The organism is Mycobacterium sp. (genome assembly GCF_002863225.1).
Classification (GTDB): Bacteria; Actinomycetota; Actinomycetes; order Mycobacteriales; family Mycobacteriaceae; genus Mycobacterium.
Genome location: NZ_PKEK01000017.1, coordinates 1 through 23926 on the forward strand (window position 1 = coordinate 1; position 23926 = coordinate 23926).

Here is a 23926-nt window from a genome sequence, read left to right on the forward strand (position 1 = left end):
GCCGCGGCTGATCCAGCTCTGAGGCCGTCGAGATCGACGCCAGCGTCGACGCCTCTCGCACAAATCCGCGTCAGCGCCGATTTCGGCGCCGCGTCCTAGTTGCGAGGCAGCCCGAGTACCCGCTGCGCGACGATGTTTCGCTGGATCTCCGAGGTGCCACCGGCGATCGTCGCCGCGAACGTGCGCAGGTAGCGGTCAAACCAGCTGCCGTAGTGGGAGTCCAGGTTCAGCGGCGCGTAAGGCCCGGTCAGCGCGGGGTGCACGAGCCCGTCCACCCCGCCCGCTCCCAGCACATGCTCGGTGGCGGTCTGCACGGCTTCGGACCCCAGCAGCTTGAGCACCGACTGGCCCGCCACGTCGTCTTCACCGCGGGCGGCTCGCGCCAGGGTCACCGAACCCAGCAGCCGCAGCGCCTCGTGATCCATCACCAGGGTCGCGTAACGATCGCGCTCCAAGTCTCCGACCGGTTCGAAATCGGCTGTCATCTCCTGCAATTGATCGGCATAGCCCATCCAGAGCATGTTGCGCTCGTGGCCGAGCGAGCCGTTGGCGACTCGCCAGCCCTCGTTGAGTGGGCCGACGAGATTCTCGACCGGCACCCGGACGTCGGTGAAGAACACCTCGTTGAAGTCCAGGTCGTCGGGATCGGCGGCGGAGGCGAACGGCCGTCGCACCAGACCCGGACTGTCGGTCGGTATCACCAGCACGCTGATTCCCTTGTGCTTGGGCGCATCCGGATCGGTCCGGACGAAAGTCAGCAGCACGTCGGCGTCATGGGCACCCGATGTCCACACCTTCTGTCCGTTGACCACGAAGTGCTCGCCGTCGCGCACCGCGGCCGTCCGAAGCGAAGCCAGGTCCGAACCGGCGCCTGGCTCGCTCATACCCAATGACGCCGTGATCTCGGCGCGCAGGATCGGCACCGCCCAGCGGTGCTTCTGCTCCGCCGTCCCGAATGACAGCAGGGACGCGGCGATGATGCCGACGCCCTGGGGATTGAAGCTCTGGTAAATGCGTCGCCGCGACAACTCTTCGGCGTGGACGTATTGCTGCAACACGGTCGCGTTGCGGCCGCCGAACTCTGGCGGATTACCGGGCAGCAGCCACCCGTGGTCGAAGAGCAAACGCTGCCAGCGCCGTGCCCACGGCGGCACATCGGATGACGAGCGTGAACGATGGACCGCGTCGGCTTCGTCCGGCGAATGCTCGTCGAGGAATGCCACGAATTCGGCCCGGAATTGCTCCACGTCGGCATCGAACGTCAGTTGCATCGGCGCTCCGTAATTCGCATTCCACTTCCCTGCAGAGCAGTGAGAGAATACTATTCTCGCCAAGGGAAAGTTACAATCTCAGACACGTCGTCCCGCGAGGGGGAGAGCACACTGATGACACGGCGTTCTCCGGTACAGTCCAAACATGTTCTCCCCTCGCGGCAATCACCAGAGCCGCCCGTGACCAGCCCCAGCGAAGAGCCGGCCTGGAAGCAGCGCGCCGTCGAACGGTCCATCAAGACGGCGAAACTGCGGGCCGCGCAACGTGTCCAACGGTTCTTGGACGCGGCGCAAGCCATCATCATCGAGAAGGGCAGCACGGACTTTACCGTCCAAGAGGTCGTCGACCGCTCCCGGCAGTCTTTGCGAAGCTTCTACCTGCAGTTTGACGGCAAACACGAGCTGCTGCTGGCGCTCTTCGAAGACGCGCTGAGCCGCTCCTCGGACCAGATCCGCGCCGCGACGGCCAACCACACCGACCCGATCGAACGGCTGAAGGTTGCCGTCGAGCTGTTGTTCGAGGCCTCGCGCCCGGACCCCACAGCCAAGCGTCCGTTGTTCACCGACTTTGCTCCGCGACTTCTGGTTTCACATCCTGACGAAGTCAAGATTGCGCATGCGCCTCTGGTTACTTTGCTGACCGAGCTGATGGAGGCCGCCAGCGAAGCCGGCGAGCTGCGCGCCGGTGTCAACGCGAAGCGGATGGCCGCGATGACCATGCAGACCGTGATGTTCATCGCGCAGTCCAGCGGCGGCCCGGGTGAGGCGACCGTGCATCCCATCACCGCGGACGAGGTGTGGGACTTCTGCTCGCAGGGATTCGTCGGCCGCTAGCCGCGCGAGAATCCACTTACCGTCAAGTGAGAATTCCACTTACACGAGTGACGCCGTAACCCCGCCACGACCGGTTCGGTTGCCGGGGTCCGCACCGGATGGTGCTCCGGCCTGTCGAATCCCTTTTCCGGCCGCGACCGCGCTGACGCCGACCGACAGCGGCTCAATGCTCACATAACGCACAAAATATGCCGATCCGGAAATCTAATTCTCGTCGCAAGAGAATGCTAAGTAGCGAAAACGGATCCCACATTGACACCCGTAGCCGCCTGATGACAGAGTTGCCGCAGATTCTGAGCGCCATCACATATGCGCGCGCGGCGAGAGGCGAATTCCCGTGACAGTGACTGCACCCGACGGGGTCTACTACGACCCGTACGACGTGGAGATCAATGCCGACCCCTACCGCGCCTTCCGGGCGATTCGCGAGGAAGCTCCGCTGTACTACAACGAGCAGCACGACTTCTACGCGCTCAGCCGGTTCGCCGACGTCGACGACGCGCTCGTCGACCACGCCACGTTCAGTTCCGCCCGCGGCGCGATCATCGAATTAATCAAGGCGAACATCGACATCCCGCCGGGTGTGATCATCTTCGAGGATCCGCCGATCCACGACGTGCACCGCAAGCTGCTGGCCAGGATGTTCACCCCGCGCAAGATCAACGACCTCGAGCCCAAGATCCGCGAATTCTGCGCGCACAGCCTGGATCCGATTGCCGGCGGTGACAGTTTCGACTTCGTCGGCGATCTCGGCGCCCAGATGCCGATGAAGGTGATCGGCATGCTGCTCGGCGTCCCCGACGAGTACCAGGAAGCCGCGCGCGACCGGACAAACGACCAAATGCGCACGGAGGCAGGCAAACCCATGGATGCCTCGTCCGCGATGGACACCGGCGAGTTCTTCGCCGAGTTCATCGACTGGCGCGCCAAGCACCCGTCCGACGACATCATGACGGATCTGCTGAACGTCGAATTCACCGACGACAAGGGCGTGACGCGGCGGTTGACCCGCGAGGAGCTGCTCACCTACATCGCTGTCGTCTCCGGCGCCGGCAACGAGACCACCACCCGGCTGATCGGCTGGGCCGGCAAGGTGCTGGCCGAGCATCCAAATCAGCGCAGGGAATTGGCGCACAACCCGGCTCTGATCCCCGCCGCCATCGAGGAGTTGCTGCGTTTCGAACCGCCGGCCCCACACGTGGCCCGGTACGTGACTCGCGACGTCACCTACTACGGGCAGACGGTCCCGGAGGGCAGCGCGATGATGATGCTGATCGGCGCCGCGAACCGAGACCATCGTCAATTCCCGCCCGACGGAGACGTTTTCGACATTCACCGCGAACCCCGCCAGCACCTGTCGTTCAGCGTCGGCACGCATTACTGCCTGGGCTCGGCGCTGGCCCGGCTGGAGGGACGCATCGCGCTCGAGGAGATCTTGAAGCGCTTCCCCGAATGGCAGGTCGACCTCAGCCGCGCCGCATTGTCCCCGACCTCCACCGTGCGTGGCTGGGACACAATGCCTGCGGTCGTCGGTTGAGCAATCACAACTAGGAAACGAGGAAACGATGGCGGGTCGAGTCGAAGGCAAGGTCGCGTTCGTCACCGGTGCGGCGCGTGGTCAGGGCCGCGCCCACGCGGTGCGGCTGGCCCAGGAGGGTGCCGACATCATCGCGGTCGACGTCTGTAAGAAGATCGACACCGTCGATCTGATCGCCGCGTCCACGCCGGAGGATCTGGCCGAGACCGCAGATCTGGTCAAGGGCCACAACCGTCGGATCTACACAGCCGAGGTCGACGTCCGTGACTTCGACGCACTCAAGGCAGCGGTGGACACCGGTGTCGAGCAGCTCGGCAAGCTCGACATCATCGTTGCCAATGCCGGAATCGGCAACGGCGGCCAGACGCTGGACAAGACCAGTGAACGGGACTGGACCGCCATGATCGACATCAACCTCGGCGGGGTGTGGAAGACCGTGAAAGCCGGTGTGCCGCATATCCTCGCCGGCGGCAACGGTGGATCGATCATCCTCACCAGCTCGGTCGGCGGCCTCAAGGCCTACCCGCACACGGGTCACTACGTCGCCGCCAAGCACGGCGTAGTCGGCTTGATGCGCACCTTCGCCGTCGAGCTGGGCGCGCAGAACGTCCGGGTCAACTCCGTGCACCCGACCAACGTGAACACCCCGCTGTTCATGAACGAAGGCACGATGAGGCTGTTCCGGCCGGACCTGGAGAACCCGGGTCCCGACGACATGAAAGTCGTGGGCCAGCTGATGCACACCCTGCCGATCGGCTGGGTCGAACCCGAGGACATCGCCAACGCGGTGCTGTTCCTGGCATCTGACGAGGCACGCTTCATCACCGGCGTCACGCTGCCGGTCGACGGCGGTAGCTGCCTCAAATAGCCTCTCACCGTGCCGCTTTCAGAGCTGAAAATTCCGGGCGGCTGGGACCAGATCACCCCGGCCTGGATGACGGATGCGCGCCGGCGTGACCATCCTGGCGCGGTGGTGAGCGACGTCGTTCGTCGACCTCGACCCCCGCGCGGCGCTCGACGCCATCACCAACTAGCGGGGCTGTCTTTGGTCGCGTAGCCACGTCGGCTACCGTCGCGCCATGAGCAAGGACAGCGGGCATTTCGACGGGAAGAGCGCCGTCATCACCGGCGGTGCGAACGGTATCGGTCTCGCGACCGCAACTGAGTTGGCAAGGCGCGGAGTGCGTCTCGTCCTGGCCGACGTCGACGAGGCGGCCCTGGAGCAGGCCGTCACAGACCTGCGGGCACAGGGATTCGAGGCCCACCCGGTGACGTGCGACGTCCGGTCACTGGAGGAGATGACGCACCTCGCCGACGAAGCGTTCCGTCTTCTCGGCCGGGTGGACGTGGTGTTCAGCAACGCCGGCATCGTGGTCGGGGGCCCGATCGCGCAGATGACCCACGACGATTGGCACTGGGTGATCGACATCGACCTGTGGGGCTCGATTCACGCCGTCGAAGCGTTCGTGCCGCGACTGCTCCAGCAGGGCAGCGGCGGGCACGTCGCTTTCACCGCGTCGTTCGCCGGCCTGATGCCCAATGTCGGGCTCGGCGCTTACAGCGTGGCGAAATACGGCGTCGTGGGCCTGGCCGAGAACCTGGCCCGCGAGGTCAGGGACGACGGTATCGGTGTTTCGGTGCTGTGCCCGATGGTGGTCGAGACCAAGCTGCTGTCGAATTCGGGGCGGATCATGGGTGCCGACTACGGGACTGCCTCGGACGAGGTACCGGCACAACCGGACACCTTGGACGTCGACGAGGTCGCCCGCCTGACCGTCGACGCGATCGCCGCCAACCGGCTCTACGTGCTACCTCACTCGGCCGCCCGCCGGTCTATCCGCAAGCGATTCGACCGGATCGACCAGACGTTCGACGCACAGGCCGACGACGGCTGGAATCACTGACCCTGTCGATGCTCACCGGGCGGCGGTCTTTCGCGTCCCGCCGGGCGCCCGGCCGATCACACCCTCGGCCTCCAGCTCGGCGATTTCAGTTGCACTGAGCCCGATTTCGGCCAGCAGCTCGTAGTTGTGTTCACCGAGTAGTGGCGCCTGGCCTCGATGGAATCGGTGTGGGCCGGCCGAAAACCTCACCGGCACAGTGCTGTGCGGCGTGGGTTCGTTGACCGGGTGACCGACGTCTTCGAAGAAACCGCGGAACCGCAGCTGCGGAATCTCGATCTGACGATGCGGTTGCATCACCTTGGCGACCGGCACGCCGGCATCCCAGAGCAGTCGTACGACTTCGTCGCTGTCCCGACTGGCACACCACGCGCTCAGGTGCTCGTCGATCAGGTCGTGGCACTGGCGGCGGCCCTCCGCTGTCGACAGTCTCGGGTCCAGCGCCCATTGCGGACCGCCCAGCGCGTCGCAGAGCCCGGACCACTGCCGGTCGTCGGCGACAGCGATCGCGACCCAGCTGTCGAGGCGGCCGAACTCGTCGATATCGCTGCAGAGGTAGGCGTTTTGGGGCGCCGCCGCGGGCCCCCGGTTGCCGGCGCGTTGCAGCAGGGCTCCGTAGGCGGAGTACTCGATGACCTGTTCGGCGGCGATGTTCAGGGCCGCATCGACCATCGCGGCCTCGATCATCACGCCGCGGCCGGTGCTGCGCCGCAACTCCAGCGCCAGCAACAACGCGTTGACCGCGTGGATACCGGCATTCGGGTCACCGATCGAGTACGGCTCGTACGGATTTCGGTCCGGATGCCCGGTCAGCCAGCTCACCCCCGACGCGGCCTCGATGACATAAGCGAAAGCCGGATTGTCCCGCCACGGCCCGTCCAGCCCGAAGCCGGGCATCCGCAGCAGGATCGCATCCGGCCGGATCGCTTGGACCGCATCGAAGTCCAGACCGATCTGGTCAAGCACCCGCGGCGTGAAGTTCTCGACGATCACGTCGAACGTCGGGATCAGCCGACGCAGCAGGTCCCGGCCCGCGTCGGTCTGCAGATCAAGGGTCAGGCCCTTCTTGTTGGTGTTCAGCGCCGAGAAGATCGGAGACTTCTCCCACCACTGGTCTTCGCTGACCGGGATGCCGGCGATCAGCCGGGTGCCGTCCGGTTTGCGGGTGGATTCGACGTGCACGACGTCGGCACCGAGCATCGCCAGAAAATGGGTGCAGCTCGGCCCCGCCCAGAACGTCGTCATGTCGAGCACCCGGATACCGTTGAGCGGCAACTCATCCGAGATCGGATCGGGCGGGGTTCGCCGGGCGATCGGTCCCGTCTGCCGGTACCGCGCGGTGTGCTCACCCAGCAGCGGTGCAGGTTGCGGCGCAACCAGTGTCGCCGGGTTCATGCGGTAGGGAGGACCGGGCTGGGCGAACCCGTCGCGAGGGTTGGCGACGAACGAGCCCCGGTGCCGGAAGTGTTCGAGCCCGACGATGGTGGCGCCGTTCGCCACCGGCGCATTGGGGATCCGGAACGCGGTGGCGAGTTCGCGGATGTCGTCGGCGTTCTGCCCCTCGAACCAGGCGTAGATGTCGGCGGCCTTCTCGTTCGCCATCTCGGTGATCGAGAGCGGCGAGTCCTCGTCGATCCAGTCCTGCCGGCCGATCATCGCGCAGAGGTCGAACCACTGCTGCGCGGTGCCGCAACCGACGTCCACCAAACCGTCTTTGGCACTGGCGATTCCGGGAACCGTGAGTTTGCGGGCATCGCGCCACGGTCGCCCGAGCATCTGGAAGAACGTGACCGGATAGTAGGTGAGCCCCAGAATGTGGGCTTCGAGCATCGACAGGTCGAGGAGTTCGCCCGCTCCGGTCTTCGACTGCCGGATCCGTGACGTCAGGGTTGCGGCACTGGCGAAGGCACCGGAGAGAAAGTCACCCACCTGGCCGCCGACGAATACCGGTGCGCGATCGGCCGATCCGCGGCCCAACCCGACGATGCCGCCGGACCAGGCCTGCAGGGTGAACTCGGTCGCCGGCAGGTCGGACCACGGTCCTTCCAGCCCGAAGGGTGTGATCGACGTGACGATCAGATGCCGATGCGTCTCACGGAGCTTCGCCGGTGTGAACGACTCGGCCAGCGCTGATCCGTGCGACCACACCACCGCGTCCGCGCCGGCCAGCAACTCGTCCACGAAGTCGGCGTCGGTGGCGGGGTCGGCGACCACACCGTGCTTTCCGCCGGCCAGGAAACCGAACAGGGCGCCGTCACGGCCGTGGCCGATGGCGGCACCGGATGCCGACCATCGGCGCAACGGATCACCTTCTGGCGATTCGACTTTGATCACGCGGGCACCGCCGTCGGCCAACAGCTTGGTGCAGTAGGCGCCGGCGATTCCGGAAGCGAGTTCGACGACGGTGTAACCGTGCAACGGACCGGTGTCGGGCGCCACGCCTCAGCCCCTTCTCACCCGGCGGAACCTGCTCAGCCGGAAGCCGTGCGGACACTCGTCGGCCACGATCAAGCGCCGACCGCGATGTTGGCCGAGGGGCTCGACGTGAGCACCTCGGGTCCATCGGGGGTGATCAGCACCGCCTCCCGCCCGAACACCGCGCCCACGCCGGACTGCCAGACGTAGCCGGTGACCGCCAGAACCATGCCCGCCTCGAGTTGCTCCTCGGCCGCCGTCGCCGGCAGATGCTGCGACACCACCGGCGGGTCGAATCCCAAGCCCAGGCCACGCGCAACAGGCATCGGCGGCAGCTCTTCACCGGCGGCTTGATACGCGGCCAGCAGATCGAAAGCCGACGCCCCTGGCTGGCAGGCCTCGAACAGCCTGTTCCACAGTGCATCCCACCGCCGATAGAGGTCTGACGAGCCCGGGACGTCACCGACCGGCCAGGTGCGGCCCACCTCACCGGCGTAGCCTCCGTCGAGCACTCCGGACGAAAATGCCACCAGGTCACCGGCGTGCACCAGGCCGTCGGGATTGGCCCGGCGCCATGGGTGGTCGCGCGCGGTCACCCAGGCGGCATCTTGGGTGGCGGGGGTGCTGACCCCGCCGGCCGCCATCGCTTCCAACAGCACACCGGCCAACGCCTTTTCGCTGAGACCCGGCCGCAACTCGGCTACTGCGGCGGCCAATCCGAGTTCGGCGACCCGAATGGCCTCACGCAGTGCGGCCACTTCTTCGGGTGTCTTGATCCGCCGGGCCGCGCGCATGGCCAGCTCGCCGTCGACAAGGTCGGCGTTGGGGAACGCCGACGGAAGAAGCTGCTCGAATCCCGGCGAAAGCGCATCCGTGCCAACCCTTTTCGCGGCCTCTGCACCCGGGATACGCCGCAGGTTGGCGATGGTGTTCATCGGGTTCCACGCGATGCCGTACAAGTTCTCGTGCGGGATGTCGTCGGGTACGCCCTCGTCCCATGTGCTGAGCAAGTGGATTGCGCCGGTCTCCCGCACCACGACACAGGTCGGACCGAACGGTCTGGTGCCGGCCACCCACAACTGCGGCGCACCGGACACGTAGCGGACATTGGCCTGGCGCCCCAACACCAGCACGTCGAGGTCGTGCTGTTCCATCTGCGCCAGGGCGCGTTCGCGCCGAGCCGTCCGCAACGCGCGGTCGTCGGCCAGAACCTCAACAGCCATCGACGCCACTCCTCCTCATCGCTGCTCCCCGTACGGGGCATAGGGGTAGTCGGTCAACCGGATATGCCCGTCCTCGGTGATGACGATGATCTCCTCGCTGCGGTAGCCCCCGGTGCCTTCTTCCCACACCACCGGTTCGAGCACCAGCACCATGCCAGGCTCGAGGACGAAGTTCTCGTCGAACTCTTCACCGAGATCGGTTCCAATCATTGGTGTTTCGGCAGCGTTGACGCCGATGCTGTGACCCAGGTAGAAGTGCGGCAACCACGGCCGGTTACCGCCGTTGGCGGTGGTCGCCGTCCTTCCCAGGTCCGCGACGGTGGCCCCGGCGCGGACCACGCCGAGCACGGCATCCATGATTTCCTGCCACTTGAAGTACTGGGCATGCTGCCGGGGTGTCGGCTCGTCGCCGACTACCCAGGTGCGGCCGAAGTCCGAGCAGTAGCCCTGGTAGGTGATGCTGACGTCGGTCCACAGCACATCACCGGCGGCGAGTTCGCGCTCAGTCGTCAACAGCGGCAACGCCAGATCACCGTGGGTGGTCCAGACTCCGTCCGCCTTGAACTTGGGCATCACCTGCCAGATCGGCTCCAGCATGCTGGCCATTGCGCCCAATTCGAATGTGCGGCGGGTGAACTCGGCCGACAAGTCGATCTGCCGAATTCCCGGCGCAAGGCCGGCCTGCACGTCGACCATCGCCGCGTCGGTGATCTTCACCGCGGTTCGGATGCACGCGATTTCATCTGGGGTCTTGATGAGTTTGGCGGCACCGACGACCTGCGCGGCGTCGGTCGGCTGACCGGACCGGAAGAGCTGAGACTGCCCGCGCCGCATCGCACCGGTGAGCTCGTCGACCGCGATACTGGCCGCGGCCGGGATGAGCTCGTGGATCATCCGTGCGAATTTCTCTACGCCCTCGTCGAATTCGAGATACACCGGACCGTGCAGGTGGTCTGCCGGCAAGCCCGATTCCGACGATGCGCCCTCCCGGAACGGCAGGAACAGGTGCGGATGCGGATCGTCGGCCAGCACCACCGCGACCGGTCGTTCGACATACGACAGCCCGGCATCCCCCAATGGCCAACTGACCCCGGTGGCGTACACCACGCTGTTGTTTCCCAGCAGGATCAACGCGTCCACGCCGCGATCGGCCATCGCCGAACGAAGCCGCGCGCCGGTTTCGCGACGCATCCGCTCGATGTCCGGCGTCGCCGGAATGTCGGCGACCGACTTGCAGGCGGGCAGGACCGAAGTGGTTGCAGTCATCGAACGGCCTACAACCCCAGGAACTTGGTGACGTTGTCGCTGACGATCTTGACGGCGTTGTCCGGTCCGACCGCCTCGACAACCGAGGCCAACGACTTCTCCGAGTAGCCGAAAGTGCTTTCGTTGTGCGGATAGTCGCTGGACCACATCACCTTGTCGACGCCGATCTGATCGATCAGCTGCAGGCCGAGCGGGTCGACCATGAACGAGGCGCTCATGTGGGTGTCCCAGTAGTAGCGCACGTCGTGCTGCAGCGGCCGGTTGAACATGTGCTGGTAGGACGCCACCAGATGCTCGGCATCCTGCAAAGCCCAGGGAACCCAGGATATTCCGCCTTCGAACCAGCCGATGCGCAGGCTGGGGTGATCGTCGAGGATGCCGGTGAACAGGTACTTGGCGAACTGCTCGCGGAACCCGTCGATGTTGATCATCATGCCGACGACGACGCTGTTGAACTGACAGGGAGTCTTGGGCGGCGTCTCACCGATGTGGTGGGAGATCGGCAACCCGGCGGCTTCGATCTCGTCCCACACCGGTTTCATGGCGGTGCTGCCGTAGTCGATGACGTTGCCGTCGTCGTCCTTGCCGGGGTTCAGTGGCAGCAGAAATGTCTTGAGCCCCAGGGATTTCAACTCCGCCAACGTTTTCTTGGCACCAGCGGGATCCCACCAGTTGATCAGTCCCGCGCCGTAGAAATGACCGCCTGACTGCTCCTGCAGTTCGGCGATGTACTCGTTGTAGATCCGGAAAGCCAATTCGCGAAGTTGCTTGTCCGGGTAGTGGAACAGCGCCAGAATCGCGTTGGGGAACGCGAGTTCCTTCTCGACGCCGTCCTCACGCAGCTCCTGGATCCGGGCCGCGATGTTGGTGCTCGCCGCGCCCGGCAGGTCGTCGTACTGCATCAGCACGGCGCTGAAATCACCGGGCAGGAACGACTGCCCCTTACGGCCAACCTGGTAGGCACCGTCCTCGTACCAGATCCGCGGCGCCTTTTCTTTGAGCTCGTCGGGGAAGCGGTTGAAGAAGATGTCGTCGGCGATCGAGATGTGGTTGTCCGCCGAGAAGACCACGGTGCCTTCGGGCAGACCGGTCTGGATTCCGTCGGCATGCCCGTGCCGATTCTTCGGAGCGCCGAAACCCCCGGGCGGATAGAGCGAAACGGTGCTTGTTTGAGGCGACATCAGTGGCCCTCCAATTGGATTGATGTGTTGGTTGTCCCGGAATGGCTGGCGAGGGTCTTCACCAGGTCACCGGTAGTTCGTAGACGCCGTAGGCGAGCCGGTCGTGCTTGAGCGGAACGTCCTCGATCGGTACGGCGAGTTCGAGGGTGGGGACACGGCGCAGCAGTGTGTGAAAAACGATCTGCAGTTCGGCGCGAGCGAGCTGCTGCCCGACGCACTGATGCCGGCCGTAGCCGAAGGCGACGTGCTGGCCGGCGCCCGAACGGTGTAGGTAGAGGCGGTCGGGTTCGCTGAATTCCTTGGCGTCCCAATTGGCCGGCGCGTTGTCGATGATGATGCCGTCGCCGGCCCGGATCGTCTCGCCGGCGATGCCGATGTCCTCGGCGGCGACACGACGCTGGCCGTTCTGGATGATCGAGAGGTACCGCAGCAGCTCCTCCACCGCATTGGCAATGACTTTCGCGTCGTCGGTCTCGCGCAGCACCGCCGCCTGGTCGGGGTGCGCCAGCAGCGCCAGGACGCCCAACCCGATCATGTTGGCGGTGGTCTCGTGGCCCGCGATCAAGAGGCCGGTGCCGAGCTGCGCGGCTTCCTTGACGCTGAGCTCGCCGGCCTTGACGCGCTCGGCCAGATCCGAAACCGCATCTTCGGCAGGGGACTCCATCTTTGCCTCGACGAGCTGCGCAAGATACTTGTGCAGGCTCATCGCACCTTTCATGGTGTCCTCGGCGGCGGCGTAGCGTGCGAGGCCGACATTGGCATGGTGCTGGAACATCTCGGCGTCTTCGTACGGCACGCCCAGCAGCTGGCTGATCACCAACGACGGCACCGGCAGGGCAATCGTGTTGACGATCTCGCCCGGCTTCGGGCCGGCCAGCAGGGTGTCGATGGAGTCATCGGTGATCTGCTGGATCGCCGGCCGTAGACCTTCAACTCGCTTGAACGTGAACGGTTTTGACAGCATCCGGCGAAATCGAGTGTGCTCCTCGGCATCTGAGGTGAAGACCGACCGGGGCCGCTTGTGCACGGTGGACAGCATGCCTTCGTTCCAGTGCGGGAAGCCCGGCCGCCGGTCGTCGACGCTGACCCGGGAGTCGGAGAACAGCGAGCGCGCCACTTCGTATCCGGTGATGAGCCAGGGCGTGCTGCCGTCCCAGATCTTCACCCTGGACAGCGGCCGCGCCTGGGCCAACTCCATCACTTCCGGCGGCGGCGCGAAGGGGCAACCGGCGGCGCGGGCCATCGGGTATTCGGGGCCGTCGGAGGTCGCTGCAGTGCTGGTGCCGGCGAGTGTGTCGGACACGTCTCACTCCTCGAGGTGAATGGCTAGTGCGGGGCAGTTGGCCTCGGCTTTGCGGACGCTGTCGGCCTGCTCGGCGGGCGGGTTCTCGTCCAGCACGAGAACGACGCCGTCGTCGTCGCGCTGATCGAAGACTTCCGGGGCGTGCATCACACAGTTGCCCGACGATGCGCATTTATCTTGTTCCACAGAAACTTTCATCAATTCTTCTTCACTCGTGCGGCGTGACGGGCGCCAGCCACAGCCCCACCACTGCGTCGATGAGGCGCGTCCCGGCGGCCTCCCAGGACGTCCACGGCGCGGATGCGCCCGCGGCCAGCGCCCGTTCGCGGTCGGCGCAGGTGTGCACCAGCAGGTTGCGGGCCATCAGATTGCGTTCCACCCGGACGTCGATCGGGAGCTCGGGCAGGCACCGGTTGATTCCGTCGATCACCTGGACCAGGGACTCGGACGTGAGTGCGTCTTTGACGACGATGTTGTAGTACGCCGGGTCGGTCATCACCTGCGCAGCGAAGCGAGCGTACCAACTGGGATTGCCCAGCGCCGCCAGATGGTCGGTCAACGGGCGCACCAGGCAGGCAACCCAGCTGCGGGTGTCGTCCGACCGAAGAGTCGAAGCGACCATGTCTTCCCGCAGCCGTTCGATGGGCTCCCGGTGCCGCTGCTCGATGGCCCGGACCAGATCGGTCTTGGTGCCGAAGTGATAGCCCACCGCCGCGTTGTTGCCCTGCCCGGCTGCCTCGCTGACCTGACGGTTCGAGACAGCGAAGACGCCATGCTCGGCGAACAGCCGCTCGGCTGCGGTCAAGATCGCTTCCTGCGTGGTGCTGGCCCGATCGCTGCGCGCGGCCCTCGCGGTAGTCACCCTGGCCAGTCAACGCGCTGACCTCGATTAAGTCAAGCGATTGATTTAATCGGTCTTCTCGATTCGGCGCCGGACCACTTTTCCGGCCGTCGTCCCACCGTCGACGCGCATCACCGTGCCGGTCACATACCGGGACCGGTCGCCGGCCAGGTACAGCGCGGCCTCGGCCACGTCTTCAGGAGTCCCCTCCCGCTGCAGCGGCCGATCGGCACGCATCTGGGCCCGGATTTTCTGCTCGAATATCTCGAGTTCCTCGGGCGACTTGCCGGAATTCGAGGACGCCAGAATCGGCGTGGGTATGCTGCCCGGCGCGATGGCGTTGACTCGTACGTCGAAGTGCGCCAACTCAATTGCCGACGATTGAGTGAACATGATCACCGCCGCCTTGGAGGCGCGATACGTCATCACCCCGCCACCGGCTTGGATACCGCCGATCGACGACAGGTTGATGATCGACCCGCCGCCGCTCTTGGCCATCTCGCGGGCCGCGTCGCGGGTTCCGGCCATCACCCCCAGGACGTTGACCGCCATGACCCGCTGGAAGTCGGCCAGGTCGTCATCGAGAAAGCTCCGGTGCATTTTGCTGGAGATCCCGGCGTTGTTGACCATCACGTCCAGGCCACCGAACGATTCGACGGCGCCTGCCACCAAGTCGGCTATCTGATCGGTGTCGGAGACGTCGGCAGGCCGGAAGATCACCTCACCGCCGAGTCTGGTGACGAGGTCTTCTCCGCGGTCACGGTCGACATCCGCGACCACCACCCGAGCCCCCTCCGCCACGAATTTCTCGACGATTCCGGCGCCGATGCCCGAGGCGCCACCCGTGACGATCGCAACCTTGCCGAGCAATTCGTTGACCATGCCGTCGAGTTAATCGGCGCGTCGCCGCTTAAGTCAAGCGATTGATTTAGTGCTATCACCGCAGACTCGCAGCCCGTGATGCTAACTTCGGCTTCGTGAGCGGGTTAGTTAACCTCCGATTCTCATGGCGTTCACCGGGAGCCGCCACGCTGCCGTATGTCGGGACCACGCCGTACCCGGGCACCTGATCGTGTGAAATGGCCGTCGACCCGACCCGATCGAAGGAAATGAATTGAAACTCAACCAGTTTGGCGCCGCGGTAGGCGTGCTGGCCGCCGGCGCTATGGTGCTGTCGGGCTGCGGGAGCAACAACGCGCCGAATGAGGGTGGTACCAGCTCCAAAGCATCCTCGGCGAACGTGCACTGCGGCGGAAAGCAGACGCTGAAAGCGAGCGGATCGACCGCTCAGGCCAACGCGATGGCGCGTTTCGTCAACGCCTTCGAGCAGGCGTGCTCGGGCCAGACGCTGAACTACACGGCCAACGGATCAGGTGCCGGAATCAACGAATTCACCGGCAACCAGACCGATTTCGGCGGCTCGGATTCCCCGCTCAGCGAGGAGGAGCACGCCAAGGCGCAGCAACGCTGCGGTTCGCCGGCCTGGGATCTGCCGGTGGTGTTCGGACCGATCGCGGTGACGTACAACGTCACCGGGGTGAGCACGCTGAACCTGGACGGACCGACCGCGGCCAAGATATTCAACGGCACCATCAAGACGTGGAACGACCCGGCGGTCGCGGCTCTCAACGCCGGTACCGCCCTGCCTGATCTACCGATCCACGTGGTGTTCCGTAGCGACCAGTCCGGCACGACGGACAACTTCCAGAAGTACCTCGACGCCGCCTCTGACGGGGCGTGGGGCAAGGGCGCCGGTAAGTCGTTCAACGGCGGCGTCGGCGAGGGCGCCAAGGGTAACGACGGAACCTCAGCGGCCATCAAGAACACGCCTGGCTCGATCACCTACAACGAGTGGTCGTTCGCCCAGGCGCAGAAACTGAACATCGCCAAGATCGTGACCTCGGCAGGGCCTGAGCCCGTGGCGATCAGCGCGGACTCGGTCGGAAAGACGATCGCCGGCGCCAAGGTCAAGGGGCAGGGCAACGACCTGATTCTCGATACGCTGTCGTTCTACAAGCCGACGCAAGCCGGCGCGTACCCGATCGTGTTGGCGACGTATGAAGTTGTGTGCTCCAAGTATTCGGACGGCCAGGTCGGTACTGCGGTCAAGGCCTTCCTGCAGACCACCATCGGTGCGGGCCAGACCGGTTTGGCGGACAACGGGTACATCCCGATTCCTGAGTCCTTCAAGTCGAGGCTGTCGACCGCGGTTGACGCCATCGCCTGACGTCGGGCGATAAGTGTCGAAAGCGCCGGCGCGCAGCGCCAGAAGCGAAAACAAGGCACGGGTCGGCGACCGGCTGTTCAAGTCGGCCGCCGCCCTGGCCAGTTCGACGATCACCATCTTGATCGGTTTGATCGCCGTCTTCCTTCTGGCGAAAGCCATCCCGGCGCTGCGGGCCAATCATGCGCATTTCTTCACCAGCGCGCAGTTCACCACCACTGACGGCAACAACCTGGCGTTCGGGATTCGCGACCTCTTCATGGTGACGCTGTTGAGTTCGCTGTGGGCCATGGTGCTGGCGGTGCCGATCGCGATCGGAATTGCGGTCTTCTTGACCCAGTACGCGCCCGCGCGACTGTCCCGTCCCTTCGCCGCCGTCATCGACTTGCTGGCCGCCGTCCCCTCGATCGTCTTCGGACTGTGGGGAATCTTCGTGCTGGCACCACAACTCGCACCGGTCGAATCGCTGCTGAACCAGAAGCTGGGCTGGTTCTTCCTGTTCAAGCCCGGCGATGTGTCCCTGGCCGGTGGCGGCAATATCTTCACCGCCGGTGTGGTGCTGGCGGTGATGGTGTTGCCGATCATCACGTCGGTGACACGGGAGGTGTTCCGGCAGACGCCGACCAGTCACACCGAAGCGGCGCAGGCGCTCGGCGCGACGAAATGGGAAGTGGTGCGGATGACCGTGCTGCCGTATGGCCGTAGCGGTGCGGTGGCCGCGTCGATGCTCGGACTTGGCCGCGCACTGGGCGAGACCGTCGCGGTCCTGATCATCTTGCGCGCATCCGCGTCAGCCGGCCATTGGTCGCTGTTCGACGGTGGTTACACTTTTGCCTCCAAAATTGCTTCTGCGGCAAGTGAATTCAGCGCTCCACTGCCGACTGGCGCCTACATCTCGGCAGGCTTCGTGCTATTCGTGCTCACCTTCATCGTCAACGCCGCCGCACGCGGGATCGTCGGAAGGGCAGTCAAGGTATGAGTGCTCCAGCCCTGAGTCTCCCCGTCAAAAGCCCCGCGGTTGCCCGAATCAGCCTCAGCCGGCGAATCAAGAACAACGCAGCCGCACTCTTCTTCGTCGCGTCGTTCGGGCTCGCCCTGGTGCCGCTGTTCTGGGTGCTGTGGATCGTGGTCGACCGGGGCTGGTACGCGATCACCAGGCAGGGGTGGTGGAGTCACTCATTGCGCGGAGTACTGCCGGAGCAATTCGCCGGCGGGGTTTATCACGCTCTCTACGGCACCCTTGTTCAGGCGGCGGTAGCCGCAATCATCGCTGTCCCTTTGGGATTCATGACCGCGGTGTACTTGGCGGAGTACCGTTCCAGCAGGCTCGCCCGGTTCACCACCTTCATGGTCGACGTGCTGGCCGGACTGCCGTCCATCGTCGCGGCACTGTTCATTTTCAGCCTGTGGATCGCTACCTTCGGCTTTCAGCAGAGTGCTTTCGCCGTGTCTCTCGCGCTGGTCTTGTTGATGTTGCCCGTCGTGGTGCGGTCCACCGAAGAAATGCTTCGACTGGTGCCACAAGACTTACGAGAAGCCAGCTACGCGTTGGGGATTCCCCAGTGGAAAACCATCATGCGGATCGTCGTTCCCGTTGCCCTGCCCGGGATCGTCACCGGGGTGCTGCTGGCCATCGCGAGAGTGATGGGCGAAACCGCGCCTGTCCTGGTGTTGGTCGGATACAGCCGGTCGATCAACTTCGACATCTTCCACGGGAACATGGCTTCGCTGCCGCTGCTGATCTATTCCGAACTCAACAACCCCGAGCACGCCGGATTTCTGCGGGTGTGGGGCTCGGCGCTGACGCTGATCATCGTCGTGGCCGTTGTCTACCTGGTCGCGACCCTGGCCAACCGGCTCATCACCCTGCGACGCCGCTGAATCGGAAGCGGGTCTATCCCGAGCACCCGGCGACCCGGAACTTGGTCACCCTGTCGTTGCCACGGTCGGCGATGTACAGATTGCTGTCCTTGTCCAACGCCAACTGAAGTGGTGTGTTGAGGCCGTTGAGCGCCAACGGAGTTGGGGCACTGCCGTTGGCCGCCAGTTTCACCACCTGGTTGTCGTCGTGCTCGCTGACGTAGATATCGCCGGCGGCATTCACCACGATCCCCCAGGGCACGCTGGTCCCGGTGAACGGGAGCACGGTCTGCTCGGTCGACCCGGGCGCGAGCTTCAGGACCCGATTGTTGTCGGTGTCGGTGACGTAGACATTGCCGGCATCGTCGACCGCCACGCCGTCGGGGTTGTCGAGTCCGCTGAACGGGAGCACCTCGGGTGTCTTGGTGCCGGCCGGCAATTTCACCACCCGGTCGTTACCCCGATCGGCGACGTAGACGTTGCCGGACTTGTCGACCGTCACGCCCTCCGGAAAACTCAGGCCGGTGAACGGTAACTCCGTCTGAGTGTTCGATCCGGCCGCCATCGTGACGACCCGGTGGTTGAAGTCGGTGACATACACCGCACCGGCCGAGTCGACGGCCAGCCCCTGTGGCTGGTACAGACCGGTGAAGGGAAGCACCGCAGGCGTTTCCGATCCAGGATTCAGTTTCACCACGCGGCCGTACATGCCTTGGTTGGTGACATAGACGGCGCCGGCGGAGTCCACCGCGACGCCGCCGGGCGACAGTCGAAAGTTGAGCCCGTTGAAGGGCAACTCATTCTGACCGCACGCCTCGGCTGCGGGGCCCTTGTCGGGCCTGAAGACGATGGCGGCCACGACAGCGAGCAAGACCGCGGCCGCGGCAGCGCCCAGGATCACCCACAGTTTGCGCTTGCTGCGAGGGTCGGGCTGGGGTCTGAAGTCCGGTTGACGGGGGCGCGGCGATGCCGGCGCCGGCGACGCACCGGTGGCGGGGCCCCAGTTGCCTCCACCGCTGGGCGGAGACGTGCGCGCCGCGGGCGCGATGCCGGTGGGCGGCGAGGACCAATCTCCTTCGGGCGGTGGGCCTGAACGCCCCGCGGGAGCGACCCCGGTCGGCGGTGCTGCGTGCCCTCCGGTGTTGGATCCGGTGGGCGGTGCCGCATAACCTCCGGTGCGGGATCCGGTGGGCGCCGATCTCCACCCGCCACCGGCCAGGCCGGTAGGCGGAGAGTTCCACCGCCCGCTGCCGGGGTCAGAGAGCGAAGGACTCGCCATGGTCTGCTCGCCCGCAGCGACTTCGTTCTGTTGAAGAATGCTCTCCGCTTGATGCTGCTCGGTTGTCGTCAGCGCACGCAGAGCGGCGTTGGCCAGCTCGCCGGCGGTGCGGTACCGGTCGGCGGGGTTTTTGGCCATGCCCTTGGCGACAACGTCGTCGAGCGCGGGCGGCACTCGCCCGGGAAGAAGCTGGCTGGGCCGCGGCGCGGGCTCCATCAGGTGTGAGGCGACCAGTCGTTCGACGCTCTCGCCGCGAAACGGTGGCGCCCCGATGAGGCATTCGCCGAGAACGCATGCCAGCGAATAGATGTCGGACCGGTAGGTGACCTCGCTGTCGCTGAATCGTTCCGGAGCCATGTATCGGTACGTTCCGATTGCCATCCCGACCTGAGTCACGCCGGCGTCCTCGCCCGAGCGAGCGATGCCGAAGTCCACCAGATAAGCAAAGTCATCGCCGGTGATGAGGATGTTCTCCGGCTTCACATCTCGGTGGGTGATGCCGCTGGCGTGCGCGGCGTCCAAGGCCGCCGCGACCTGACGAATGATGGCTACCGTACGTGGTGGGCTCATCGGTCCGGTCCGCCTGAGCACGTCGGCCAGGCTCTCACCGTCGATGAGCCGCATGTCCAGATAGAGCTGGCCATTGATCTCGCCGTAGTCGTGAATGGGCACCACATGCGGTTCGGTCAACCGTCCGGCGGCGCCGGCCTCGCGTTGCATCCGGGAGCGGTACGCAGGGTCGTCGGAGAATTCCTGCGATATCAACTTGAGCGCGACCACCCGGCCCTTGCGGGTGTCCTCTGCCTCGTAGACCTCGCCCATGCCGCCGCGCCCCAGCGCTCGGGTCAGCCGGTAGGGGCCGAACCACGATCCCACTCGGGAATTCTGCTGACCAGTGCTCACTGTCGACGCTCCATTACGAGATCCCGTTCACCGCGGCGGAAAGCTTCGACTGAAACGAGCTCGGCATCGGGATGTATCCGTATTGATCCAGGCCGGTTTGGCCCGCCCCGATGGTGGCCTGCATGAAGGCTTTCACCGCCGCCCCGGTCGACGCATCCGGATACTTCGAGCAGACGATCTCGTAGGTGGCCAACACAATCGGGTAGGCGCCAGACTGGGACGGCTTGTAGAAGGACGACGTGTCCACCACCAGGTCGTTGCCTTGGCCGGCGAACTTCGCGCCCGCGATCGTCTTGCCGACCGACTCGGGGGTGATCGTCACCGGGTCAGGACCGGCCGACGTCACGATCTGCGCCATGCTCAATTGGTGACCGACGGCGAATGACCATTCGTTGTAGGTGATCGACCCATTGGTCGATTTCAACGCGGCCGACGTGCCTTCGTTCCCGACCGCACCCTGGCCGACGCCGCCTTCGAAGGTCTCGCCGGTGCCCTTGCCCCAGGCGCCGTCCGAGGCGGCATCGAGGTACTTCTGAAAGTTGAAGGTGGTGCCGGATTTATCACCGCGGAACACGACAGTGATAGGCGCCGCAGGAAGATTCACGCCAGAGTTGAGATTCTTGATCGCTGGATCATTCCACTGGGTGATCGCGCCGTTGAAGATCTTCGCGGCGGTCGGGCCGTCGAGGTTCAGCGTCGAGACGCCCTCGAGGTTGTACGTCACCGCGATGGGTCCGAAGACAGCCGGCAGATCCCAGGCGGGAGAACCGCAGCGCTGTTGCGCCTTGTCGGGTTCGCCCTTCGCCGCATCCAGCGGCCGGTCCGAGCCGGCGAGGTCTGTGACGTTGCTGAGGAACTGCTGGACGCCGGTGCCCGAGCCGTTGGCCTTGTAGTCCAGGGTCATTCCCGGGCAGGCGCGAATGTAGGCGTAGACGAACTGTTCGATCGCGTTGGTCTGTGCGGTCGAACCGCTGGCCAGGAGCTTCTTCTTACCGCCACAGTTCACCGGCACCGGTGGGGGTCCGGTGCCGGAACTCGACGACGACTTACTGTCGCTGCCGCCGCACGCCGACACCAGCGATGCACCTATCACGAGCGCGCTCAGCGCCGCGATACATCGGCTGACCTTCAAGACACGTCCCCTACGTTGATCGACAACTGGACGCCGAGCCTACCGTTAACGGCAGACAGCGTGAGGCTTAATAGCAGATGAATGGGGTTTTCCAAGCAGGGCCACAGCACCCGGCCCTGGGCTACACGCTCGCGAGAAAGTCCAGCAAGACGGCGTTGACTACTGCCGGTTGCTCCAGCTGAGGACAGTGGCCGGCCGCCTCGATGACCGCCGACCTGCCCTGTGGAAACTGATCGGCGATCTCTTTCGCCCAGCCGGTCGGTAGCAGCTTGTCGCAGGCGCCCTCGACCACCAGCGCGGGCACCGCCACCCGCCCGTAGGCGCGTTTGCTAGACGGCGCCGGCGGAAGATCGGCGCCGGGACGACGAAAGCGCGCGGCGGCGAGGCTCTCCCATGCCCCGGGGGTGATGCTCGAGTCGTACCGGCGCCGGACGTAGGCCTCGTCGGCCGGGTACTTCGCATCATGGAAAAGCGCCTCGACGATCCGGCGCATCGCCGGCAGTGTGGCGTCGTAGTCGTACAGGGCGGTCATGTGCTGGTTGCGCTGGATCTCGCCGCCGCCGCAGATGGCAACCAAGCTGCGCATCGGCAACATCGGCGCGTCCGCAGTGGCGTCGACGAGCAGGTTGATGGCGCCCATCGAGTTGCCGACGAAGTGCGCCGACCCGATGCCGAGCGTCGCACAGAAACTCGCCAGATGGCGGATCCGCATGCCGCGGCCGTCGTTGAAATCGACGACCTTGGCCGACTGACCGAAACCCAGCATATCGGGTGCCAACACCCGGTACCGCTCAGCGAGCGCGGGTATCGTTGCCTCCCAGGCAATTTCGGCGCTGACTCCGAATTCCCCACCGTGCAGCAGGATCACCGGATCACCGGCGCCGGCTTCGAGGTAGTGGGTGACAAGGCCGTCGACGGTCATCGTCGTGGACTCCATCGGACGCTCCTACTTGATCGCGATGGGGTTGACCGGAGAGCCGACCGCGCCGGTGAATCTCAGTGGCGGCGCGACGAGTTGGAACTCGTACACGCCGTCGGCGGCGCAATCCGCTGCCAACGCGTTGAGGTCCCAGTACTCGCCGAGCATCAGTCCCATGTCCCGCAGGCAGAGCATGTGCATCGGCAGCAGGGTGCCTTTCACACCCGATATCGGGTCTTCGACCATCAAGTTGTCGGCGGCCACCGCCGCGATGTCGTGATCGTGCAGCCAGGACGCGCACTGCCAGTCCAGTCCCGACCCGGGCTCGCCGCCGTTGCCGGTCTCCAAAAATCTTGCCCACCAACCGGTCCGCACCAGCACGATGTCACCGCGGCCGATGGCCACACCCTGCGCCCGTGCTACGTCGTCGAGTTCGGCCGGGGTGATCGGGTTGCCCAGCTCGATGAAGGTTTCGACGCCCCGGTGCCGGACGACGTCGAGCAGCACGCCGCGCGAGGTGATGCCCTTGCCGTCCACTTTGTCGATGCCGCAATGCTTCGCGCCGAAGCTGGTCACCGAGTCGGCCGGAAAGCCGTTGTAGAGCTTGTCTTCGTAGTAGACGTGCGACAGTGCGTCCCACTGGGTGGCACTTTGCAGCGGCATGATGATCATGTCGTCGTTGAAGCGGAACAGGTCGTCCTGGAAGTAGGTGCCCATCTCCTGTGCGCCCGGGTTGGCCGCCCAGTCCGGCCCGAATCGAGGTAGCGACTTGGCGTCACCACCGTCGACCGTCATGACGTGAATCGGGTTGTGCCGAAACTTGAACGAGCCCTGTGGACCCGAGGATCCGAAGTCGACGCCCAGCGGGAACACCTTGCCGTGCTTGACCAGACCGGCCGCCTCGGCCACCTTTTCCGCGGTGATGAAGTTCAGCGTCCCGAGTTCGTCGTCGTCGCCCCACCGCCCCCAGTTGGACACCTCGCCGGACACCCGGCGGAAGTCGGTCAGGCTAGCCACTGCGCTTACCTCTCCTCGATCTGACGCGCGACAGCGGCGCCGAGATTGCCGCCGTCGACCCACAGCACCTGACCCGAGATATAGCTGGCGGCTTGGCTATTCAGAAACACCAGTGCCGCCGCCTGTTCCTCGGGTTTGGATACCCGACCCAACGGTTTCGGGATGTCGTCGAGAAAGTCCTGCCCGTACGCGCCGCGGAGCTGGTCGAGGATCGGGGTCTCGGTGACGCCCGGCCCGGTGCAGTTGATTCGGATGCCCCGGCTGCCCAGCTTTTCGGTCTGGCTCATGGTGTACAGGATGATCGCTTCCTTGGACAACCGGTAGCCCCCGTCGGCGAGTGCGTCGGGATTGGCCTTGCACCAGTCGATTCCGTCAGACATCGTCTGAGTTGTCAGCAACCCGCTGGTGACGTGTCGATTCTGCTGGTAATCCCTGGCCGCCAGCGACGAGACGCTCACGACCGACGACCCGGCGGGCATCTTGCGCACCAGCGACTCGGCGGCGTGCCGTAGTCCGAGGAAGTTCACCGTGACGACCAGCAGCGGGTCTCCGATGCCCGAGGAGACGCCGGCGACATTGAACAACGTGTCCACTCGTTCGCCGACCGAGGCGACGCCGCGATCGATCGACTCGGGATCGGTCAGGTCGACGGCGTAGAACTCGGCGATCTCGTCGCCGGGCGGCTGTTTGTCCAACCCGACGACGTGCGCACCCAACTCCGCGAGCTGCCGGGCCACGTGCGCTCCGATGCCCGACGAGCACCCGGTGACGACCGCCCGGCGTCCGTCGTATCGCCAGAGCTCGTCGATCCGCTCCAACA

The 23926-nt window shown here is 65.2% G+C and carries 21 protein-coding genes; 7 read left to right on the forward strand and 14 right to left on the reverse strand.

What is annotated here, in order from left to right; translation table 11 throughout:
- Positions 1-95 precede the first annotated feature (95 nt).
- On the reverse strand, positions 96-1271 hold the full coding sequence (locus tag CYU59_RS03640; RefSeq protein ID WP_292976007.1) for an acyl-CoA dehydrogenase family protein: 1176 nt from the start codon (positions 1269-1271) through the stop codon (positions 96-98).
- A 180-nt stretch (positions 1272-1451) separates the two neighbouring features.
- Here CYU59_RS03640 and CYU59_RS03645 point away from each other — a divergent pair, with 180 nt between their 5' ends.
- The 4 genes from CYU59_RS03645 (at position 1452) to CYU59_RS03660 (ending at position 5546) form a co-directional block, all read left to right on the forward strand.
- Positions 1452-2105 carry a TetR/AcrR family transcriptional regulator gene (locus tag CYU59_RS03645; RefSeq protein WP_292976009.1) on the forward strand — a complete coding sequence of 218 codons (654 nt, stop codon included), beginning with the start codon at positions 1452-1454 and terminating at the stop codon, positions 2103-2105.
- A 337-nt stretch (positions 2106-2442) separates the two neighbouring features.
- Positions 2443-3642: a cytochrome P450 gene (locus CYU59_RS03650; RefSeq protein WP_292976011.1), complete on the forward strand. Its 1200-nt coding sequence runs from the start codon at positions 2443-2445 to the stop codon at positions 3640-3642.
- A 28-nt stretch (positions 3643-3670) separates the two neighbouring features.
- The gene (locus CYU59_RS03655; RefSeq protein ID WP_292976013.1) at positions 3671-4510 is read left to right on the forward strand and encodes a mycofactocin-coupled SDR family oxidoreductase; all 840 of its coding nucleotides are present in this window, start codon (positions 3671-3673) and stop codon (positions 4508-4510) included.
- Between the two features lie 211 nt (positions 4511-4721).
- Entirely contained in the window at positions 4722-5546 is an 825-nt protein-coding gene (locus CYU59_RS03660; protein WP_292976015.1) for an SDR family NAD(P)-dependent oxidoreductase, read from the forward strand.
- Positions 5547-5558: 12 nt separating this feature from the next.
- On the opposite strand, the gene CYU59_RS03665 is transcribed toward CYU59_RS03660, so the two are convergent.
- The 8 genes from CYU59_RS03665 to CYU59_RS03700 all read right to left on the reverse strand — a co-directional run bounded on the left by CYU59_RS03665 (position 5559) and on the right by CYU59_RS03700 (position 14654).
- Entirely contained in the window at positions 5559-7982 is a 2424-nt protein-coding gene (locus CYU59_RS03665; protein WP_292976017.1) for a CoA transferase, read from the reverse strand.
- Between the two features lie 68 nt (positions 7983-8050).
- Positions 8051-9181: a M24 family metallopeptidase gene (locus CYU59_RS03670; RefSeq protein ID WP_292976019.1), complete on the reverse strand. Its 1131-nt coding sequence runs from the start codon at positions 9179-9181 to the stop codon at positions 8051-8053.
- A 15-nt stretch (positions 9182-9196) separates the two neighbouring features.
- Positions 9197-10447, reverse strand: a complete 1251-nt coding sequence (locus CYU59_RS03675; protein WP_292976021.1) for a Xaa-Pro peptidase family protein — start codon at positions 10445-10447, stop codon at positions 9197-9199.
- 8 nt (positions 10448-10455) lie between these two features.
- On the reverse strand, positions 10456-11517 hold the full coding sequence (locus CYU59_RS03680; RefSeq protein WP_292976085.1) for an amidohydrolase family protein: 1062 nt from the start codon (positions 11515-11517) through the stop codon (positions 10456-10458).
- Positions 11518-11686: 169 nt separating this feature from the next.
- Positions 11687-12931, reverse strand: coding sequence for a cytochrome P450 (locus CYU59_RS03685; RefSeq protein ID WP_292976023.1), 1245 nt, complete (start codon positions 12929-12931; stop codon positions 11687-11689).
- Positions 12932-12934: 3 nt separating this feature from the next.
- Positions 12935-13129 (reverse strand): ferredoxin, encoded by a 195-nt coding sequence (locus CYU59_RS03690; RefSeq protein ID WP_292976025.1) that lies wholly within the window; start codon positions 13127-13129, stop codon positions 12935-12937.
- A 10-nt stretch (positions 13130-13139) separates the two neighbouring features.
- Entirely contained in the window at positions 13140-13793 is a 654-nt protein-coding gene (locus CYU59_RS03695; protein ID WP_292976027.1) for a TetR/AcrR family transcriptional regulator, read from the reverse strand.
- Between the two features lie 45 nt (positions 13794-13838).
- Positions 13839-14654: an SDR family oxidoreductase gene (locus CYU59_RS03700; RefSeq protein WP_292976029.1), complete on the reverse strand. Its 816-nt coding sequence runs from the start codon at positions 14652-14654 to the stop codon at positions 13839-13841.
- A 232-nt stretch (positions 14655-14886) separates the two neighbouring features.
- Between CYU59_RS03700 and pstS (CYU59_RS03705) the strand changes: the two genes are divergently transcribed.
- The 3 genes from pstS (CYU59_RS03705) to pstA are packed head-to-tail and all read left to right on the forward strand — an operon-like array spanning position 14887 to position 17877.
- Positions 14887-15999 (forward strand): phosphate ABC transporter substrate-binding protein PstS, encoded by a 1113-nt coding sequence (pstS, locus tag CYU59_RS03705; RefSeq protein ID WP_292976031.1) that lies wholly within the window; start codon positions 14887-14889, stop codon positions 15997-15999.
- A gap of 13 nt (positions 16000-16012) precedes the next feature.
- On the forward strand, positions 16013-16975 hold the full coding sequence (pstC, locus tag CYU59_RS03710) for a phosphate ABC transporter permease subunit PstC (RefSeq protein WP_292976033.1): 963 nt from the start codon (positions 16013-16015) through the stop codon (positions 16973-16975).
- Positions 16972-17877, forward strand: a complete 906-nt coding sequence (gene pstA, locus CYU59_RS03715) for a phosphate ABC transporter permease PstA (protein ID WP_292976035.1) — start codon at positions 16972-16974, stop codon at positions 17875-17877. The genes pstC and pstA overlap by 4 nt, the downstream gene beginning before the upstream one ends.
- 13 nt (positions 17878-17890) lie before the next feature.
- On the opposite strand, the gene CYU59_RS03720 is transcribed toward pstA, so the two are convergent.
- From CYU59_RS03720 to CYU59_RS03740, 5 genes are all read right to left on the reverse strand, one after another.
- Complete coding sequence (locus CYU59_RS03720) at positions 17891-20038, reverse strand: protein kinase (protein WP_292976037.1); 2148 nt, start codon at positions 20036-20038, stop codon at positions 17891-17893.
- 13 nt (positions 20039-20051) lie between these two features.
- Positions 20052-21170 (reverse strand): phosphate ABC transporter substrate-binding protein PstS, encoded by a 1119-nt coding sequence (pstS, locus tag CYU59_RS03725; protein ID WP_292976039.1) that lies wholly within the window; start codon positions 21168-21170, stop codon positions 20052-20054.
- A 121-nt stretch (positions 21171-21291) separates the two neighbouring features.
- A complete protein-coding gene (locus CYU59_RS03730; protein ID WP_292976041.1) occupies positions 21292-22107 on the reverse strand; it encodes an alpha/beta hydrolase in 816 nt (271 codons plus the stop codon).
- 9 nt (positions 22108-22116) lie between these two features.
- Positions 22117-23106, reverse strand: coding sequence for a cyclase family protein (locus CYU59_RS03735; protein WP_292976043.1), 990 nt, complete (start codon positions 23104-23106; stop codon positions 22117-22119).
- A 5-nt stretch (positions 23107-23111) separates the two neighbouring features.
- Entirely contained in the window at positions 23112-23924 is an 813-nt protein-coding gene (locus tag CYU59_RS03740; RefSeq protein WP_292976086.1) for a coniferyl-alcohol dehydrogenase, read from the reverse strand.
- Positions 23925-23926 lie beyond the last annotated feature (2 nt).

What these genes read in the sequence shown, in the direction of transcription:
- CYU59_RS03675 (WP_292976021.1), bottom strand. Translation starts at nt 10,447, where the DNA reads ATGACTGCAACCACTTCGGTCCTGCCCGCCTGCAAGTCGGTCGCCGAC.
- CYU59_RS03640 (WP_292976007.1), bottom strand. Translation starts at nt 1,271, where the DNA reads ATGCAACTGACGTTCGATGCCGACGTGGAGCAATTCCGGGCCGAATTC.
- CYU59_RS03655 (WP_292976013.1), top strand. Translation starts at nt 3,671, where the DNA reads ATGGCGGGTCGAGTCGAAGGCAAGGTCGCGTTCGTCACCGGTGCGGCG.
- CYU59_RS03660 (WP_292976015.1), top strand. Translation starts at nt 4,722, where the DNA reads ATGAGCAAGGACAGCGGGCATTTCGACGGGAAGAGCGCCGTCATCACC.
- CYU59_RS03690 (WP_292976025.1), bottom strand. Translation starts at nt 13,129, where the DNA reads ATGAAAGTTTCTGTGGAACAAGATAAATGCGCATCGTCGGGCAACTGT.
- CYU59_RS03670 (WP_292976019.1), bottom strand. Translation starts at nt 9,181, where the DNA reads ATGGCTGTTGAGGTTCTGGCCGACGACCGCGCGTTGCGGACGGCTCGG.
- CYU59_RS03700 (WP_292976029.1), bottom strand. Translation starts at nt 14,654, where the DNA reads ATGGTCAACGAATTGCTCGGCAAGGTTGCGATCGTCACGGGTGGCGCC.
- pstA (WP_292976035.1), top strand. Translation starts at nt 16,972, where the DNA reads ATGAGTGCTCCAGCCCTGAGTCTCCCCGTCAAAAGCCCCGCGGTTGCC.
- CYU59_RS03730 (WP_292976041.1), bottom strand. Translation starts at nt 22,107, where the DNA reads ATGGAGTCCACGACGATGACCGTCGACGGCCTTGTCACCCACTACCTC.